At 72.1% G+C, this 17514-nt stretch carries 10 protein-coding genes; 8 read left to right on the forward strand and 2 right to left on the reverse strand.

The annotated features are described in order from the left end of the window. Nucleotides 1-149 precede the first annotated feature (149 nt). Both QA802_RS29600 and QA802_RS29605 read left to right on the forward strand, forming a co-directional pair. On the forward strand, nt 150-4094 hold the full coding sequence (locus QA802_RS29600) for an SMC hinge domain-related protein (RefSeq protein ID WP_334528817.1): 3945 nt from the start codon (nt 150-152) through the stop codon (nt 4092-4094). A gap of 231 nt (nt 4095-4325) precedes the next feature. Beyond that, nucleotides 4326-5744, forward strand: coding sequence for a sugar porter family MFS transporter (locus QA802_RS29605; protein WP_334528820.1), 1419 nt, complete (start codon nt 4326-4328; stop codon nt 5742-5744). A gap of 105 nt (nt 5745-5849) precedes the next feature. Here the strand turns inward: QA802_RS29605 and QA802_RS29610 are convergent, their stop codons facing one another. Next, on the reverse strand, nt 5850-6821 hold the full coding sequence (locus tag QA802_RS29610; protein WP_334528823.1) for an LLM class flavin-dependent oxidoreductase: 972 nt from the start codon (nt 6819-6821) through the stop codon (nt 5850-5852). Nucleotides 6822-7158: 337 nt separating this feature from the next. Here QA802_RS29610 and ftsY point away from each other — a divergent pair, with 337 nt between their 5' ends. Next, on the forward strand, nt 7159-8373 hold the full coding sequence (ftsY, locus tag QA802_RS29615; protein ID WP_319170289.1) for a signal recognition particle-docking protein FtsY: 1215 nt from the start codon (nt 7159-7161) through the stop codon (nt 8371-8373). Nucleotides 8374-8602: 229 nt separating this feature from the next. On the opposite strand, the gene QA802_RS29620 is transcribed toward ftsY, so the two are convergent. Further along, nucleotides 8603-9292, reverse strand: a complete 690-nt coding sequence (locus QA802_RS29620) for a bifunctional DNA primase/polymerase (protein ID WP_334528826.1) — start codon at nt 9290-9292, stop codon at nt 8603-8605. 447 nt (nt 9293-9739) lie between these two features. On the opposite strand from QA802_RS29620, the gene nsdA reads away from it, so the two are divergent. From nsdA to ffh, 5 genes are all read left to right on the forward strand, one after another. Then, nucleotides 9740-11224: a transcriptional repressor NsdA gene (nsdA, locus tag QA802_RS29625; RefSeq protein WP_334528829.1), complete on the forward strand. Its 1485-nt coding sequence runs from the start codon at nt 9740-9742 to the stop codon at nt 11222-11224. A gap of 360 nt (nt 11225-11584) precedes the next feature. Further along, on the forward strand, nt 11585-12925 hold the full coding sequence (locus tag QA802_RS29630) for an ammonium transporter (RefSeq protein ID WP_334528832.1): 1341 nt from the start codon (nt 11585-11587) through the stop codon (nt 12923-12925). Beyond that, complete coding sequence (locus tag QA802_RS29635; RefSeq protein ID WP_003997576.1) at nt 12922-13260, forward strand: P-II family nitrogen regulator; 339 nt, start codon at nt 12922-12924, stop codon at nt 13258-13260. Before QA802_RS29630 ends, QA802_RS29635 begins: the two co-directional genes overlap by 4 nt. A 26-nt stretch (nt 13261-13286) precedes the next feature. Then, nucleotides 13287-15743, forward strand: a complete 2457-nt coding sequence (locus tag QA802_RS29640; RefSeq protein ID WP_334528834.1) for a [protein-PII] uridylyltransferase — start codon at nt 13287-13289, stop codon at nt 15741-15743. Nucleotides 15744-15878: 135 nt separating this feature from the next. Beyond that, nucleotides 15879-17429 (forward strand): signal recognition particle protein, encoded by a 1551-nt coding sequence (gene ffh, locus QA802_RS29645; protein WP_334528837.1) that lies wholly within the window; start codon nt 15879-15881, stop codon nt 17427-17429. The last annotated feature ends 85 nt before the right edge of the window (nt 17430-17514 follow it).

Genomic DNA, 17514 nt, shown 5'->3' on the forward strand with positions numbered 1-17514 from the left:
CGCCCCCGTACTTCCCCGATGCCTGCGCCCCGCCCTTGATTCCCCCGCGCACCCTTTCAGTCTCTTAACGTTTGGTGTGCCCTGCGCGTTCATGGGTGAAACCGCGGGTTCATGGAGTGAGACACCCCCGGGAGGTAGAGTCCAGCGCCGTGCACCTCAAGGCCCTGACCCTGCGGGGGTTCAAGTCGTTCGCCTCCGCGACCACGCTCCGGTTCGAACCGGGGATCACGTGCGTCGTAGGACCCAACGGCTCGGGCAAGTCCAACGTCGTCGACGCGCTCAGCTGGGTCATGGGCGAGCAGGGCGCCAAGTCGCTGCGCGGCGGCAAGATGGAGGACGTGATCTTCGCCGGCACCACCGGCCGTCCCCCGCTGGGCCGCGCCGAGGTGTCCCTGACCATCGACAACTCCGACGGGGCGCTGCCCATCGAGTACGCCGAGGTCACCATCACGCGGATCATGTTCCGCAACGGCGGCAGCGAATACCAGATCAACGGCGACACCTGCCGGCTGCTCGACATCCAGGACCTGCTCTCCGACTCCGGCATCGGCCGTGAGATGCACGTGATCGTCGGCCAGGGCCAGCTCGACTCCGTCCTGCACGCCGACCCCATGGGCCGCCGGGCGTTCATCGAGGAGGCGGCGGGCGTCCTCAAGCACCGCAAGCGCAAGGAGAAGGCGCTCCGCAAGCTGGACGCGATGCAGGCCAACCTCGCGCGCGTGCAGGACCTCACCGACGAACTCCGGCGTCAGCTCAAGCCGCTCGGCCGCCAGGCCGCCGTGGCCCGCCGCGCCGCCGTCATCCAGGCCGATCTGCGTGACGCCAGGCTGCGCCTGCTCGCCGACGATCTCGTCACGCTGCGGGAGGCCCTGCGGACGGAGGTCGCCGACGAGGCCGCGCTCAAGGAACGCAAGGACGCGGCCGAGCAGGAGCTGAAAAAGGCTCTCCAGCGCGAGGCCCTCCTGGAGGACGAGGTCCGGCAGCTCACCCCGCGTCTCCAGCGGGCCCAGCAGACCTGGTACGAGCTGTCCCAGCTCGCCGAGCGCGTCCGGGGCACCGTCTCGCTCGCCGACGCCCGGGTGAAGAGCGCCACTTCCGCACCCCCCGAGGAGCGGCGCGGCCGCGACCCCGAGGACATGGAGCGTGAGGCGGCCCGGATCCGCGAGCAGGAGGCCGAACTGGAGGCTGCTCTCGAAGCGGCCCAGCACGCGCTCGACGACACCGTCGCCCACCGCGCGGACCTGGAACGGGAACTCTCCGTCGAGGAACGGCGGCTGAAGGACGTCGCCCGGGCCATCGCCGACCGCCGCGAGGGCCTGGCCCGGCTGAACGGCCAGGTCAACGCGGCCCGTTCGCGCGCCGCCTCGGCGCAGGCCGAGATCGACCGCCTCGCCGCGGCCCGCGACGAGGCGCAGGAACGGGCGGTCACCGCACAGGAGGAGTACGAGGCGCTCAAGGCGGAGGTCGACGGCCTCGACGCGGACGACCACGAGCTCGCCGAGCGGCACGAGAGCGCCAAGCGGCAGCTCGCCGAAGCGGAGACCGCGCTCACCGACGCCCGCGAGGCGGCCACGGCCGCCGAACGCAGCCGCGCCGCGACCCGCGCCCGCCGCGACGCCCTCGCCCTGGGCCTGCGCCGCAAGGACGGCACGGGCGCGCTGCTCGCCGCACGCGACCGCCTGAACGGCCTGCTGGGTCCGGCGGCCGGACTGCTGACGGTGACGTCGGGCCACGAGGTCGCGCTGGCGGCGGCCTTCGGCGCCGCCGCCGACGCGATCGCGGTGACGACGCCCGCCGCGGCGGCCGAAGCCATCCGTCTGCTGCGCAAGCAGGACGCGGGTCGCGCCGCGCTGCTGCTCAGCGGCGCCGTCGACGACCCGCCCGAGGAACAGCGCACCGCCTGCCGGCCCACGGACGGTCAGCCCCTCGACGTACAACACGCCGCCGGCCGGCTCGCGGCCGGGCAGCCCGCCGCCGGGCAGCGCACCGACCACCGGCTGACGGACGGGGGCGGCATTGGCGGGCCGTCCACCGAGGGTCAGCCCACCGCCCGCCAGCCCTCGGACGGGCAACAGGCCGTCGGCCAGCCCGCGGTCGGCCGGCCCACCGAACGGCGACACGCCGTCGGCGAGCCCACGGACAGCCGGCCCTCTGACGCGCAGTCCGCCGACCGGCAGCGCATCGACCATCACCCCGCCGACCATCAGTCGGGCGACCGGCAGCCCACCGATCATCACCCCGCCGACCGGCAACGCGCCCAGTGGCAGTCCGCCGACCGGCAGTGTGCCGTCGCGCTGCCGTACGCCGCTGATCTCGTGCGGGGTCCCGCCGAGCTCATGCCCGCCGTGCGCCGGCTGCTGCGGGGGATCGTGGTCGTGGGCACGCTGGAGGACGCCGAGGAATTGGTCTACGCCCGCCCGGACCTCACCGCGGTCACCGCCGAGGGCGATCTGCTGGGCGCGCATTTCGCGCACGGCGGGTCCGCCGGGGCGCCCAGCCTGCTGGAGGTGCAGGCATCCGTCGACGAGGCGGCCGCCGAGCTCGACGAGCTGGCAGTGCGCTGCGCTGAGCTCGCGGAGGCGCAGCGCACGGCCGGCGAGCGTCGCCAGGTGTGTGCCGCGCTCGTCGAGGAGATGGGGGAGCGGCGGCGGGCCGCCGACCGGGAGAAGTCGGCCGTGGCGCAGCAGCTCGGGCGGCTCGCGGGGCAGGCCCGGGGCGCGGCCGGCGAGGCCGAGCGGTCCGCGGCGGCCGCGGCGCGGGCGCAGGAAGCGCTCGACCGGGCGGTGGAGGAGGCCGAGGAACTGTCGGCCCGGCTGGCCGTCGCCGAGGAGGCGCCGGCCGACGAGGAGCCCGACTCCTCCGTGCGGGACCGGCTCGCCGCCGACGGGGCCAACGCGCGGCAGACCGAGATGGAGGCCCGGCTTCAGGTCCGTACCCACGAGGAGCGGGTCAAGGGGCTGGCCGGGCGGGCCGACTCGCTGGACCGGGCCGCGCGGGCGGAACGCGAGGCACGCGCGCGTGCCGAGCAGCGGCGGGCGCGGCTGCGCCAGGAGGCGGCCGTCGCGGAGGCCGTGGCCTCAGGCGCGCGGCAACTGCTCGCCCACGTCGAGGTGTCCGTGGGCCGGGCCGAGGCGGAGCGGGTCGCCGCCGACGCGGCCAAGGCACGGCGCGAGCAGGAACTGACCGCCGCCCGCACCGCCGGGCGTGATCTGAAGGGTGAGCTGGACAAGCTGACGGACTCGGTGCACCGCGGCGAGGTGCTCGGCGCCGAGAAGCGGATGCGGATCGAGCAACTGGAGACCAAGGCTCTGGAGGAGCTCGGCGTGGAGCCCGCGGGGCTCGTCTCCGAGTACGGGCCGCATCAGCTCGTGCCGCCGTCGCCGCCCGCCGAGGGCGAGGTGCTGCCCGAGGACCCGGAGGACCCGCGCAACCAGCCGAGGCCGTTCCGGCGCGTCGAGCAGGAGAAGCGCCTGCGGTCGGCCGAGCGCGCCTACCAGCAGCTCGGCAAGGTGAACCCGCTGGCGCTGGAGGAGTTCTCCGCGCTGGAGGAGCGGCACAAGTTCCTCAGCGAGCAGCTGGAGGACCTCAAGAAGACCCGGACCGACCTCCTTCAGGTCGTGAAGGAGGTCGACGAGCGCGTCGAGCAGGTTTTCACCGAGGCCTTCCGGGATACCGCACGTCAGTTCGAGGGAGTGTTCGGCCGGCTGTTCCCGGGTGGCGAGGGGCGGTTGATCCTGACCGACCCCGACAACATGCTCACCACGGGCGTGGACGTAGAGGCCCGGCCCCCGGGCAAGAAGGTCAAACGGCTCAGTCTGCTCTCCGGCGGCGAGCGGTCGCTGACCGCGGTCGCCATGCTGGTGTCGATCTTCAAGGCACGGCCCAGCCCGTTCTACGTCATGGACGAGGTCGAGGCCGCCCTCGACGACACCAACCTGCAGCGACTCATCCGCATCATGCAGGAGCTGCAGGAGTCCTCGCAGCTGATCGTGATCACGCACCAGAAGCGCACGATGGAGGTCGCCGATGCGCTGTACGGCGTGTCCATGCAGGGCGACGGTGTGTCGAAGGTCATCAGCCAGCGCCTGCGTTGAGCGGCCGGAGCGGGTAACCCGCAATCCGGCTCCCACTCTGCTGCACACCCAGTCAAGCTTCAGAAGTCGAACACACTCCCGTCACGTGGGCGCTGAAAAGTCACAACCGAGCCCTATTGACTTCAGAACTTGAAGGCATAGTCTCGGCACCGTTGATTTTACCTTCAGATGCCACCTATCTGGAGGTGCTGACCCCGTCGGCAGCGCTGCCGACGGCCCGAGGAGTTGAACGTGACCAGCACAGAGCAGGCGCACAAGTCAGGAGCCGGGACGGCTCACCCCGAACATCTCGGGCACGTCGTCTTCATCGCGGCGGCGGCCGCGATGGGCGGATTCCTCTTCGGCTACGACAGCTCCGTGATCAACGGCGCGGTCGAGGCCATCCGGGACCGCTACGACGTCGGCTCCGCGGCCCTGGCGCAGGTCATCGCCATCGCCCTGATCGGCTGCGCCGTCGGCGCAGCGACCGCCGGCCGCATCGCGGACCGCATCGGCCGCATCCGGGTCATGCAGATCGCCGCCGTGCTGTTCACGGTCAGCGCCGTCGGCTCGGCGCTGCCCTTCGCGCTCTGGGACTTCGCCGCCTGGCGGGTCGTCGGCGGCTTCGCCATCGGCATGGCCTCCGTCATCGGCCCCGCCTACATCGCGGAGGTCGCCCCGCCCGCCTACCGCGGCCGGCTCGGCTCCTTCCAGCAGGCCGCGATCGTCATCGGCATCGCGATCTCCCAGCTGGTCAACTGGGGACTGCTCAACTCCGCCGAGGGCGACCAGCGCGGTGAGCTCATGGGCCTGGAGGCCTGGCAGGTCATGCTCGGCGTCATGGTGGTCCCGGCCGTCCTGTACGGCCTGCTCTCCTTCGCCATCCCCGAGTCCCCCCGCTTCCTGATCTCCGTCGGCAAGCGCGAGCGGGCCCGCGAGATCCTCGAAGAGGTCGAAGGCGGCAGCGTCGACCTGGACGCCCGCGTCGCCGAGATCGAGCACGCGATGAAGAGCGAGCACAAGTCGACGTTCAAGGACCTGCTCGGCGGTTCCTTCTTCTTCAAGCCGATCGTCTGGATCGGCATCGGCCTGTCGGTCTTCCAGCAGTTCGTCGGCATCAACGTCGCGTTCTACTACTCCTCGACGCTGTGGCAGTCGGTCGGCGTCGACCCGACGGACTCGTTCTTCTACTCGTTCACGACGTCGATCATCAACATCCTCGGCACCGTCATCGCGATGATCTTCGTGGACCGCATCGGCCGCAGGCCGCTGGCCCTGATCGGCTCCGTCGGCATGGTCGTCGGCCTCGCGCTGGAGGCCTGGGCGTTCTCCTTCGACCTCGTCGACGGCAAGCTGCCGGCCACCCAGGGCTGGGTCGCCCTGATCGCCGCCCACGTGTTCGTCCTCTTCTTCGCCCTGTCCTGGGGTGTCGTCGTCTGGGTCTTCCTCGGCGAGATGTTCCCCAACCGCATCCGCGCCGCGGCGCTCGGCGTGGCCGCCTCCGCGCAGTGGATCGCCAACTGGGCCATCACGGCGAGCTTCCCGTCGCTGGCCGACTGGAACCTCTCCGCCACCTACGTGATCTACACGGCCTTCGCAGCGCTCTCCATCCCGTTCGTCCTGAGGTACGTCAAGGAGACGAAGGGCAAGGCGCTGGAGGAGATGGGCTGACGCTTCCCGACAGACGGCCGCTGCCCGAGTGGCCCCCGATCTCGAGGAGCCGGGCCGAGTCCCCGCTGCCGGCTCCTCGACACCCGTAGGACGTGCTGCCCCGGCTCACCCCCCGAGCCGGGGCAGCACGCCTTCGCAGAACAGCCGCAGACTGCGCCACCCCTCCTCCACCGGCATCCCGCCCGCCAGCGGATGCAGGACGAGGTTGTCGAGCCCCTGTGCCACGCACGCGTCCGGCGTGAGGATCCGGTAGACGCCCTCCTCCCGCAGCTCCGCCACCGTCGTCGCCCCCGACTTCACCGCGGAACTGATCTCGCCCGACTGCCAGGAGGCGTAGGTCCGCGCCTCGTGCAGGAACCGCTCGCCGTACTCGGCCCACGCCCGGTCCGGATCCTCGGCGATGTGCAGCAGGGGCGTCTCGGCGCCCGGCATCATCGTCCAGCCTTCGGTCCCGTACTCGGTCAGCCGCTCCTTGTAGTACGCCTCCAGATCCGGCAGATGGGCGCTGGGGAAGAAGGGCAGCCCGAGCCGCGCGGCCCGGCGGGCGGCGGCCTTCGAGGACCCGCCCACCAGCAGCAGGGGGTGCGGATCGGTCGCCGGGCGGGGGGTGACCCGTACCGTGCGGCCCCGGTAGGTGAACTCCTCGCCGGTCCAGGCCTTCAGCACGGTCTCCAGCAGCTCGTCCTGGAGCCGACCCCGCCGCTTCCAGTCCACCCCGGCCCGGGCGTACTCCTCCGGCCGGTAGCCGATTCCGGCGACCGTGACCAGCCGCCCGCCGCTCAGCAGATCCAGCACCGCGATGTCCTCGGCCAGCCGCAGCGGGTCGTGCAGCGGCCCGATGACGGCCGAGACGGTCACCGCCAGTCGCCGCGTCGCCCCCAGCACCGCGCCCGCGAAGACGAAGGGCGACGGCAGCCAGTTGTTCTCGACGCCGTGATGCTCCTCGGTCTGCACGAGGGTCACCCCGTGCCGGTCCGCGTACGCGGCCATCTCCAGCGCGGCCCGGTAGCGGACGCCCAGCTCGGCGGGGGTCGCACCGGGGGCGACGAGGTTGAATCGGACGACGGTGACGGGCATGGGCCCCCTTCGGGTGTGGAGGGGGACGATAGCTGACGTTCCGTCAGGTGGCCAGGGGTGTGGTGTGTCCTCGTTCGGCACGCCCGGGCGAGGGTCCCGTTACATGCCGGAAGGGTGTGTCGCGACCCACCGTATGGGTCACGACACACCCTGGGTGTGCCTCTGCGCGCACCCGACAGCTCCCTCGCTCGCGCGTACTGGAGCCGTTGTGACTCCGCCCCTGAGGGGCTTCCCGGCCGACGCGAAGTGGGACGGGCGGGCCAGCCCGGCCCGGGGCCGGTGGCCTCGCGTGGACAACGAACGGTCGAGCGGGGAGGTCACGCATACTGGCATGGTTATGGAAACCGTCATCCTTGCTGTAGTCATCGCCGTGGTCGTGCTCGCGGTGCTCGGCGGGCTGGTCGTCGGCAGCCGGCGGAAGAAGCCGCTGCCCCCGCCGCCCCCCGCAGCGCCCGACATCACCGCCCCTCCGGCCGAACCGCACGTCGGCGACGAGGCCGAGACGCCGCGCGACGAACCGCGCCGCACGATCGAGGAGGTGGATCTTCCCGACGGCGGCTCGACCGGCACCGCCGTCGAGGAACCCCCCGTAGTCCCCCCTCTCGAGGTTCCCGAGCTCGAGATCCCGGAGCCCACCGAGGGGCGGCTGGTGCGCCTGCGCGCCCGGCTGTCCCGCTCGCAGAACGCCCTGGGCAAGGGGCTGCTCACGCTGCTCTCGCGCGAGCACCTCGACGAGGACACCTGGGAGGAGATCGAGGACACGCTGCTCACCGCCGACGTCGGCGTGGCCCCCACCCAGGAGCTGGTCGAGCGGCTGCGCGAGCGCGTGAAGGTGCTCGGCACCCGCACGCCCGAGGAGCTGCGCGCGCTGCTGCGCGAGGAACTGCTCAAGCTGGTCGGCGCCGACGTCGACCGCACGGTGAAGACCGAGCCCGAGGACCGCAAGCCGGGCATCGTGATGGTCGTCGGCGTCAACGGCACCGGCAAGACCACCACCACCGGCAAGCTCGCGCGCGTGCTCGTGGCCGACGGGCGCACCGTCGTCCTGGGCGCCGCCGACACCTTCCGCGCGGCCGCCGCCGACCAGCTCCAGACCTGGGGCGAGCGGGTCGGCGCGCACACCGTGCGCGGTCCCGAGGCCGGCGACCCCGCCTCCGTCGCGTTCGACGCGGTGAAGGAGGGCAAGGAGATGGGGGTGGACGTCGTCCTCATCGACACCGCCGGCCGGCTGCACACCAAGACCGGTCTGATGGACGAGCTCGGCAAGGTCAAGCGGGTCGTCGAGAAGCACGCCCCGCTGGACGAGGTGCTGCTCGTGCTCGACGCCACCACCGGGCAGAACGGGCTCGTCCAGGCCCGGGTCTTCGCCGAGGTCGTCGACATCACCGGCATCGTGCTGACCAAGCTGGACGGCACGGCGAAGGGCGGCATCGTGGTCGCGGTCCAGCGCGAGTTGGGCGTCCCGGTCAAGCTGGTCGGACTGGGCGAGGGGGCTGACGACCTCGCGCCGTTCGAGCCGGAGGCCTTCGTTGACGCACTTATCGGGGACTGACCGGCGGGGACCGACCGGCCGCGCATCGCAGGCCGCGTACCCGCCCGCCACGTCCGCGTCGTCCGTCAGGTGTGCCGAGCGGCACGCCGGGGGCACGGAAGAAGCGCCCGCTCCGAGATGCAGTCGGAGCGGGCGCTTCGCTGTGTACGTCGCCGGGCCCGTGCGGGGGAGGGCCGCTGCCGTGGCGTCATGCGGTCCCGCGGGGTGCTGGGCGTCCCGGCGGCAGACGTCAGGCGGTGCGGCCGAGGGTCTCCGGCGGGCCCTGGGCGCGTGACCGGTGGGCCAGGTACGCCAGCGTCCCCAGCAGCAGCCGGGCCTCCGGCGGGCGGGTCGCCGAGTCCAGCGCGGGCGGGCGCAGCCAACGCACCGGGCCGAGACCGCCGCGGTCGGAGGGCGGGGCCGTGACGAAGGCGCCGGGGCCGAGGCCGCGCAGGTCGAGGGCGGCCGGATCGTCCCACCCCATCCGGTAGAGCAGGTCCGTCAGCTCGGCGGCGGCGCCGGGGGCGACGAAGAACTGGGTGCGGCCCTCGGGCGTGGCGATGACCGGGCCGAGCGGCAGGCCCATGCGCTCGAGGCGGACCAGGGCGCGCCGCCCGGCGGACTCGGCGACGTCGAGCACGTCGAACATCCGCCCGACGGGCAGCATCACGGCGGCGCCCGGGAATCCGCCCCAGGTCCTGCCGACGTCGTCGAGGGTGGCGCCGGCCGGGACGCGCGGGGCGAACTCCAGGGGGTGCGCACCCGGTTCGCGGCACTCGGGGCGTCCGCAGGAGCAGACGCCGCCCGCGGCCCGTGCGCCGGGCACCGCGTCCCAGCCCCACAGTCCCGTGAACTCGGCGACGGCGGTGCACTCGGACGAGCGACCGCGCCTGCGCGCGCCGGAGCGGATCTGGCGAATGCCGCCGATCGTGAAGCCCATGCCCCCTCCAACGGGTCCTGCGCGCCGCTGGTTACGCAGCGGTCGAGTACCGTGGCTCTGCGTGCTTCCGCTTCCCCGGGGTCGCTCGATCCAGGCAGCGCCCTGGAGTGCCGCGGGTGGTGAGCTGGGCTCCGCGCGCCCCTGAGTGCTTCGCTCCGCTCATCCCTGGCCGTTCTCTGTCAAGTGAATCGCGTACGGGCCGTGGGGAGTTCATTCGAAGGGGTGGCGAATGGTGGCGATTCAGGGATCGGCGTGGCTGGGACCGTGATCGTAGGATTACTTTGAGTAGGCGGGTCCTGGGGGCGCATGTGCTCGTGGGTATGCCGGAGGCAAGTCGGGTTTCCGTTCGAAGGGTGACAAGTGCCGTACGGCGGGACCTATTTACCGGCATTCTGATAAGGCTTGGCGCACTCAGTGACAAGTGGTCTCAGGGATGGGGGCGTTCCAGTGAGCGGCAACGGCGGAAGCGGGAACAACGCTGCGGGCGCGGACAGGCGCCCGAACGAGCTGCTCACCTCGTGGTTCGTGCGGAGCGGCTGGTCGAAGGGCGAACTCGCACGTCAAGTCAACCGTCGCGCACGCCAGTTGGGCGCCAACCACATCTCCACCGACACCTCGCGCGTACGCCGCTGGCTGGACGGCGAGAATCCCCGCGAGCCCATCCCCAGAATCCTCTCCGAGCTGTTCTCCGAGCGGTTCGGCTGCGTCGTCTCGGTCGAGGACCTCGGACTGCGCGCGGCCCGGCAGGTGCCCTCCGCGACCGGCGTCGACCTGCCGTGGACGGCCCCGCAGACGGTGGCCCAGCTCAGCGAGTTCTCGCGCAGCGACCTGATGCTGGCGCGCCGCGGCTTCCTCGGCACGTCGCTGGCCCTCTGCGCGGGGCCGTCCCTGATCGAGCCGATGCAGCGCTGGCTGGTCCCCTCGCCGGCCGCTCCGCTCGAGGAGCCGGAGTCGGTGCCGACCAGCCGGGCCCGCGGCCGGCTCTCCCGGCCCGAGCTGGACCTGCTGGAGTCCACCACCGTGATGTTCCGGCAGTGGGACGCACAGTGCGGCGGCGGTCTGCGCCGCAAGGCCGTCGTGGGCCAGCTGCACGAGGTGACCGACCTGCTTCAGGAGCCCCAGCCCGAGTCCACCTCGCGCAGGCTCTTCAAGGTCGCCGCCGAGCTGGCCGAACTCGCCGGCTGGATGAGCTACGACGTGGGGCTCCAGCCGACCGCGCAGAAGTACTTCGTGCTGGCCCTGCACGCGGCGAAGGAGGCCGGCGACCGGCCGCTCGGCAGCTACGTGCTGTCGAGCATGAGCCGCCAGATGATCCACCTCGGCCGGCCCGAGGACGCGCTGGAGCTGATCCACCTCGCCCAGTACGGCAGCAGGGACTGCGCCGGCCCGCGCACCCAGTCGATGCTGTATGCGATGGAGGCCCGCGCCTACGCCAACATGGGCCAGCCCGGCCGGTGCAAGCGAGCCGTCCGGATGGCCGAGGACACCTTCGCCGAGACTGACGAGTGGGACGAGCCCGAGCCCGCCTGGATCCGCTTCTTCTCCGAGGCCGAGCTGTACGGCGAGAACAGCCACTCCTTCCGCGACCTCGCCTACGTCGCCGGCCGCAGCCCCGCCTACGCCTCGCTGGCCGAGCCCCTGATGCGGCGGGCCGTCGAACTGTTCGCCGGTGACGGCGACCATCAGCGCTCCTACGTGCTGAACCTGATCGGCATGGCCACCGTCCACCTGCTGCAGCGCGAGCCCGAGCAGAGCACGGTTCTCGCCACGCAGGCCATGAAAGAGGGCAAGAAAGTGCGCTCCGAGCGCGTCAACACTCGTATCCGCAAGACCGTCGACAGCGCCGTACGCGATTTCGGGGACCTCTCCGCGGTCGTGGACCTGACCGAGCGGCTCACGGCCGAGCTGCCGGAGACGGCCGAAGCGGTCTGATTCCACCGCGCCCGGCCGGCCGCGGACAGCGGTCCACCGGGCGAAACCCCCAGAACCCGGCCGCGGCCGGTCCTCCCGAACTGCCCGACTCGGCTCCCCCATGCCAGGTCATCGGAAGGCCGGCCGCGGCCGGTTTCCCTCCCTCGGTGAAGGTTGCGCCACGATAACGATCCGCTCGGCGAACATCAGCCAGTTCACCGAGGCGTAACGCACACGGCGCCTTCGTCACGGCGGCGAAACAACGAGGGGCCTCCACCGAAACGGTGCTGCGCGAATCTCATGGCGCATAACCGGCCCACCCCTCACGAACCCGATCCGGTTTCGCCCGCACGGGGCCGTACCTACGACGAGGAGACGCCGATGGCAGCAGCCATCACGCTTGCCGCGGAGGCACCCAAGCTGTCCTCCGCGAACACAGGCTTCATGCTCATCTGTTCCGCCCTGGTGCTGATCATGACCCCGGGCCTCGCCTTCTTCTACGGAGGCATGGTCCGGGTCAAAAGCACGCTGAACATGCTGATGATGAGCTTCATCAGCATCGGGATCGTCACCATCCTGTGGGTGTTGTACGGCTTCTCGCTCGCCTTCGGGACCGACTCCGGCGGCCTCATCGGCTGGAACTCCGACTGGGTCGGCCTCAGCGACATCGGCCTGACACAGCTGTGGGACGGCTACACGATCCCGATCTTCGTGTTCCTGGTCTTCCAGATGATGTTCGCGATCATCACGCCCGCCCTGATCAGCGGTGCGCTCGCCGACCGCGTCAAGTTCACCGCCTGGGCGCTGTTCGTCGCCCTGTGGGCCACCGTCGTCTACTTCCCGGTCGCGCACTGGGTCTGGGGCGCCGGCGGCTGGGCCTTCGAGCTGGGCGTCATCGACTTCGCCGGCGGTACGGCGGTCCACATCAACGCCGGCGCCGCGGCCCTCGGCGTGATCCTCGTCATCGGCAAGCGCGTCGGGTTCAAGAAGGACCCGATGCGCCCGCACAGCCTGCCGCTGGTCATGCTCGGCGCCGGTCTGCTGTGGTTCGGCTGGTTCGGCTTCAACGCCGGCTCGTGGCTCGGCAACGACGACGGCGTCGGCGCGCTGATGTTCGTCAACACGCAGGTCGCCACCGCCGCCGCCATGCTGGCCTGGCTCATCTACGAGAAGATCCGCCACGGCGCGTTCACCACGTTGGGCGCCGCCTCCGGCGCGGTCGCCGGTCTGGTCGCCATCACCCCCTCGGGCGGTGCGGTCTCCCCGCTCGGCGCGATCGCCGTCGGCGCCATCGCCGGTGTGCTCTGCGCCATGGCCGTCGGCCTGAAGTACAAGTTCGGTTACGACGACTCGCTCGACGTCGTCGGCGTCCACATGGTCGGCGGAATCGTCGGCTCCCTGCTGATCGGCTTCTTCGCCACCGGCAAGGGCCAGTCCGACGTCGAGGGCCTCTTCTACGGCGGCGGCCTCGACCAGTTCTGGAAGCAGTGCGCCGGAGTCTTCGCGGTCCTCGGCTACTCGCTGGTGGTCTCCGCGATCCTCGCCTTCCTCCTCGACAAGACCATCGGCATGCGGGTCTCCGAGGACGACGAGATCGCCGGCATCGACCAGGCCGAGCACGCCGAGACCGCATACGACTTCAGCGGTGCCGGTGGCGGCGCCGCCCGTACGACCGCCCTGCCGACCGCGGTCGCCGGCGCGAGCAAGAAGGTGGACGCATGAAGCTCATCACCGCCGTCGTCAAGCCCCACCGGCTCGACGAGATCAAGGAAGCCCTGCAGGCGTTCGGCGTGCACGGACTGACGGTCACCGAGGCCAGCGGCTACGGTCGTCAGCGGGGACACACCGAGGTCTACCGCGGCGCCGAGTACACGGTCGACCTGGTCCCCAAGATCCGCATCGAGGTGCTGGCCGAGGACGACGACGCCGAGCAGCTGATCGACGTCATCGTCAAGGCGGCCCGCACCGGCAAGATCGGTGACGGCAAGGTCTGGTCCCTCCCGGTCGAGACCGCCGTACGGGTCCGCACCGGCGAGCGCGGCCCGGACGCGCTCTGACGGCAGAACAGAACAGGAGTCGCTGGGTGACGAGTACGGACGTGCGCAAGGATGCAGAGGACTCGGGACCCAGCGGCTACGCGGCGGCCCGGCTGCGCCTCCTCACCGAGGAGGCGCGGTCCGGGCCGCCGCGCCGTGCGGCCCTCGCCGAACTGACCGACGACTGGCTGACCGGGCTCTTCACGGCCGGCGCCGAGGAACTCAAGGGCGTCTCCCTGGTCGCCGTCGGCGGCTACGGCCGGGGCGAGCTCTCCCCGCGCAGCGACCTCGACCTCCTGCTGCTGCACGACGGCGCCGACAGCAAGACCGTCGCCGCCCTCGCCGACCGCCTCTGGTACCCCGTCTGGGACCTCGGCCTCGCCCTCGACCACTCCGTCCGCACGCCCGCCGAGGCCCGCAAGACCGCCGGCGAGGACCTCAAGGTCCAGCTCGGCCTGCTGGACGCCCGCCACCTCGCCGGCGACCTCGGCCTCACCGCCGGGCTGCGGACGTCCGTCCTCGCCGACTGGCGCAACCAGGCGCCCAGACGCCTGCCCGAACTCCAGGAACTGTGCGCCGAGCGCGCCGAGCGCCAGGGCGAACTGCAGTACCTGCTGGAACCGGACCTGAAAGAGGCGCGCGGCGGACTGCGCGACGCCACCGCGCTGCGCGCCGTCGCCGCCTCCTGGCTCGCGGACGCCCCCCGCGAAGGCCTCGCCGACGCCCGCCGCCGGCTCCTCGACGTACGCGACGCCCTCCACCTGGCCACCGGCCGGGCCACCGACCGCCTCGCGCTCCAGGAGCAGGACCAGGTGGCCGCCGAGCTGGACCTGCTGGACGCCGACACCCTGCTGCGGCAGGTGTACGAGGCGGCACGCGTCATCTCGTACGCGAGTGACGTCACCTGGCGCGAGGTGGGACGCGTACTGCGCTCACGCGCCGTGCGGCCCCGACTGCGCGCCATGCTGGGGGGCGGCAAGCCCGCGCCCGAGCGGTCTCCGCTGGCCGAAGGGGTCGTCGAACAGGACGGCGAAGTGGTGCTCGCCCGCGCCGCCCGCCCCGAACGCGACCCCGTGCTCCCGCTGCGCGCCGCGGCCGCCGCCGCGCAGGCCGGCCTGCCGCTGTCCCTGCACGCCGTCCGGCGCCTCGCCGCCACCGTGCGCCCGCTGCCCACGCCGTGGCCCGCCGAGGCCCGTGAGCAGCTGGTGACCCTGCTCGGCTCCGGTCAGCCCACCATCGAGGTGTGGGAGGCGCTGGAGGCCGAAGGGCTGATCACGCAGCTGCTGCCCGACTGGGAGCGGGTGCGCTGCCGGCCGCAGCGCAACGCCGTGCACATCTGGACCGTCGACCGGCACCTCATCGAGACCGCCGTGCGCGCCTCCGAGTTCACCCGCCGCGTCCACCGGCCCGACCTCCTGCTGGTCGCCGCGCTGCTGCACGACATCGGCAAGGGCTGGCCCGGCGACCACTCGGTGGCCGGCGAGATCATCGCCAAGGACGTCGCCGCCCGCATCGGCTTCGACCGCGCCGACGTCGCCGTCCTCTCCGCGCTCGTACGGCACCACCTGCTGCTCGTCGACACCGCCACCCGGCGCGACCTGGAGGACCCGGCCACCGTGCGCGCGGTCGCCGACGCGGTCGGCTCGCAGGGCACGCTCGAGCTGCTGCACGCCCTCACCGAGGCCGACGCGCTGGCCACCGGGCCCGCCGCCTGGTCGTCCTGGCGGGGTTCGCTCGTGGCGGACCTCGTCAAACGGGTCGCGGCGGTCCTCGCCGGCGACGAACCGGAGGAGCCGGACGACACCGCGCCCACCGCCGAGCAGGAGCGGCTGGCCATCGAGGCGATCGCCACGGGCAGCCCGGTGCTCTCCCTGCGGGCCCAGACCGAGACGCCCGCCGAGACGACGGGGGAGCAGCCGGCCGGCGACCCCGAGCCGCTCGGCGTGGAGCTGCTCATCGCCGTACCGGACCAGGCGGGCGTGCTGCCCGCGGTGGCCGGCGTCCTCGCCGTGCACCGCCTGACCGTACGCACCGCCGAACTGCGCGCCCAGGACCTCCCGGACGGCGTCGACGGCTCGGTCCTGCTGCTGAACTGGCGGGTCGCCGCCGAGTACGGCTCGCTGCCCCAGGCGGCCCGGCTGCGCGCCGACCTCGTACGCGCCCTGGACGGCTCGCTGGACATCGCCGGCCGGCTCGCCGAGCGGGACGCCGCCTACCCCCGCCGCCGGGGCTGGGTCGCGCCGCCGCCCCGCGTCACGGTCGCCTCCGCGGCCTCCCGGCACGCCACCGTCATCGAGGTACGCGCCCAGGACGCGCCGGGGCTGCTGTTCCGCATCGGACAGGCGCTGGAGGACGAGGGCCTGCGGGTGCGGAGCATGCATGTCTCGACGCTGGGCGCGAACGCCGTGGACGCTTTCTACGTCACCGGAGCGGACGGCGCGCCCCTGCTGGGCGACGACGCCGTCGCCGTCGCCCAGAAGCTGGAGGAGACGCTGCGGGCGTGAGCGCACGGCGTGCACCCCGCCCCCGCGCGGCCCGTCCCCGTCCGCTGAATACAGCAGGCGGGGACGAAGGTCTTGCGCGGCCGGATACCCTGGAAGACGCTCAGACCGCCCCCGACACCGAGGACCGACGCCGCCGTGTTCGATACTCTCTCCGATCGCCTCTCAGCGACCTTCAAGAACTTGCGCGGCAAGGGGCGCCTGAGCGAAGCGGACATCGACGCCACGGCGCGCGAGATCCGCATCGCCCTCCTCGAAGCCGACGTGGCCCTGCCGGTCGTCCGCACGTTCATCAAGAACGTCAAGGAGCGCGCCCTCGGCGCCGAGGTCTCCAAGGCGCTGAACCCCGCCCAGCAGGTCCTGAAGATCGTCAACGAGGAACTCGTCACGATCCTCGGCGGGGAGACCCGCCGCCTTCGCTTCGCCAAGCAGCCGCCCACGGTGATCATGCTGGCCGGCCTCCAGGGCGCCGGTAAGACCACCCTCGCAGGCAAGCTCGGCCGCTGGCTGAAGGAGCAGGGCCACTCGCCGCTGCTCGTCGCCTGCGACCTCCAGCGACCCAACGCCGTCAACCAGCTCAGCGTCGTCGCCGAGCGGGCCGGCGTGGCCGTCTACGCCCCGCAGCCCGGCAACGGGGTGGGCGACCCGGTCCAGGTCGCCAAGGACTCCATCGAGTTCGCGAAGGCCAAGGTCCACGACATCGTGGTCGTCGACACGGCCGGCCGTCTCGGTATCGATGCCGAGCTGATGCAGCAGGCCGCCGACATCCGCGACGCCGTCTCGCCCGACGAGATCCTCTTCGTCGTCGACGCGATGATCGGCCAGGACGCCGTCAACACCGCCGAGGCCTTCCGCGACGGCGTCGGCTTCGACGGCGTCGTGCTGTCCAAGCTCGACGGCGACGCCCGCGGCGGCGCGGCCCTGTCGATCGCCTCGGTGACCGGCAAGCCGATCATGTTCGCCTCGAACGGCGAGAAGCTCGACGAGTTCGACGCCTTCCACCCCGACCGGATGGCCTCCCGCATCCTCGACATGGGCGACCTGCTCACCCTGATCGAGCAGGCGGAGAAGACGTTCAGTCAGGAAGAGGCCGAGAAAATGGCCTCCAAGCTGGCGTCCAAGAAGGGCCAGGACTTCACCCTGGACGACTTCCTGGCCCAGATGGAGCAGGTCAGGAAGATGGGCAGCATCTCCAAGCTGCTCGGCATGCTGCCCGGCATGGGCCAGATCAAGGACCAGATCGCCAACCTCGACGAGCGGGACGTCGACCGCACCGCCGCGATCATCAAGTCGATGACCCCGGCCGAGCGCCAGGAGCCGACGATCATCAACGGCTCGCGCCGCGCCCGTATCGCCAAGGGTTCCGGCGTCGAGGTCAGCGCCGTGAAGGGGCTGGTCGAGCGGTTCTTCGAGGCCCGCAAGATGATGTCCCGGATGGCCCAGGGCGGCGGCATGCCCGGGATGCCGGGGATGCCGGGCATGGGCGGCGGCGCCGGCCGGCAGCGGAAGCAGCCCAAGCAGGCCAAGGGCAAGCAGCGCTCCGGCAACCCGATGAAGCGCAAGCAGCAGGAGCTGGAGGCGGCCCAGCGCCGCGAGGCGCAGGCCCAGGGCGGCAACGCGCTCGGGCTGCCGCAGCAGGGCGCCCAGGACTTCGAGCTGCCGGACGAGTTCAAGAAGTTCATGGGCTGAGTCCCTAGTACGTCAGCCGCGAAGGGCGTCCTCCCGTGCCGGAGGGCGCCCTTCGCGCGTCCCCGCGCACCGCTCAGCGCATGCC

Source organism: Streptomyces sp. B21-105 (assembly GCF_036898465.1).
Taxonomy (GTDB): domain Bacteria; phylum Actinomycetota; class Actinomycetes; order Streptomycetales; family Streptomycetaceae; genus Streptomyces.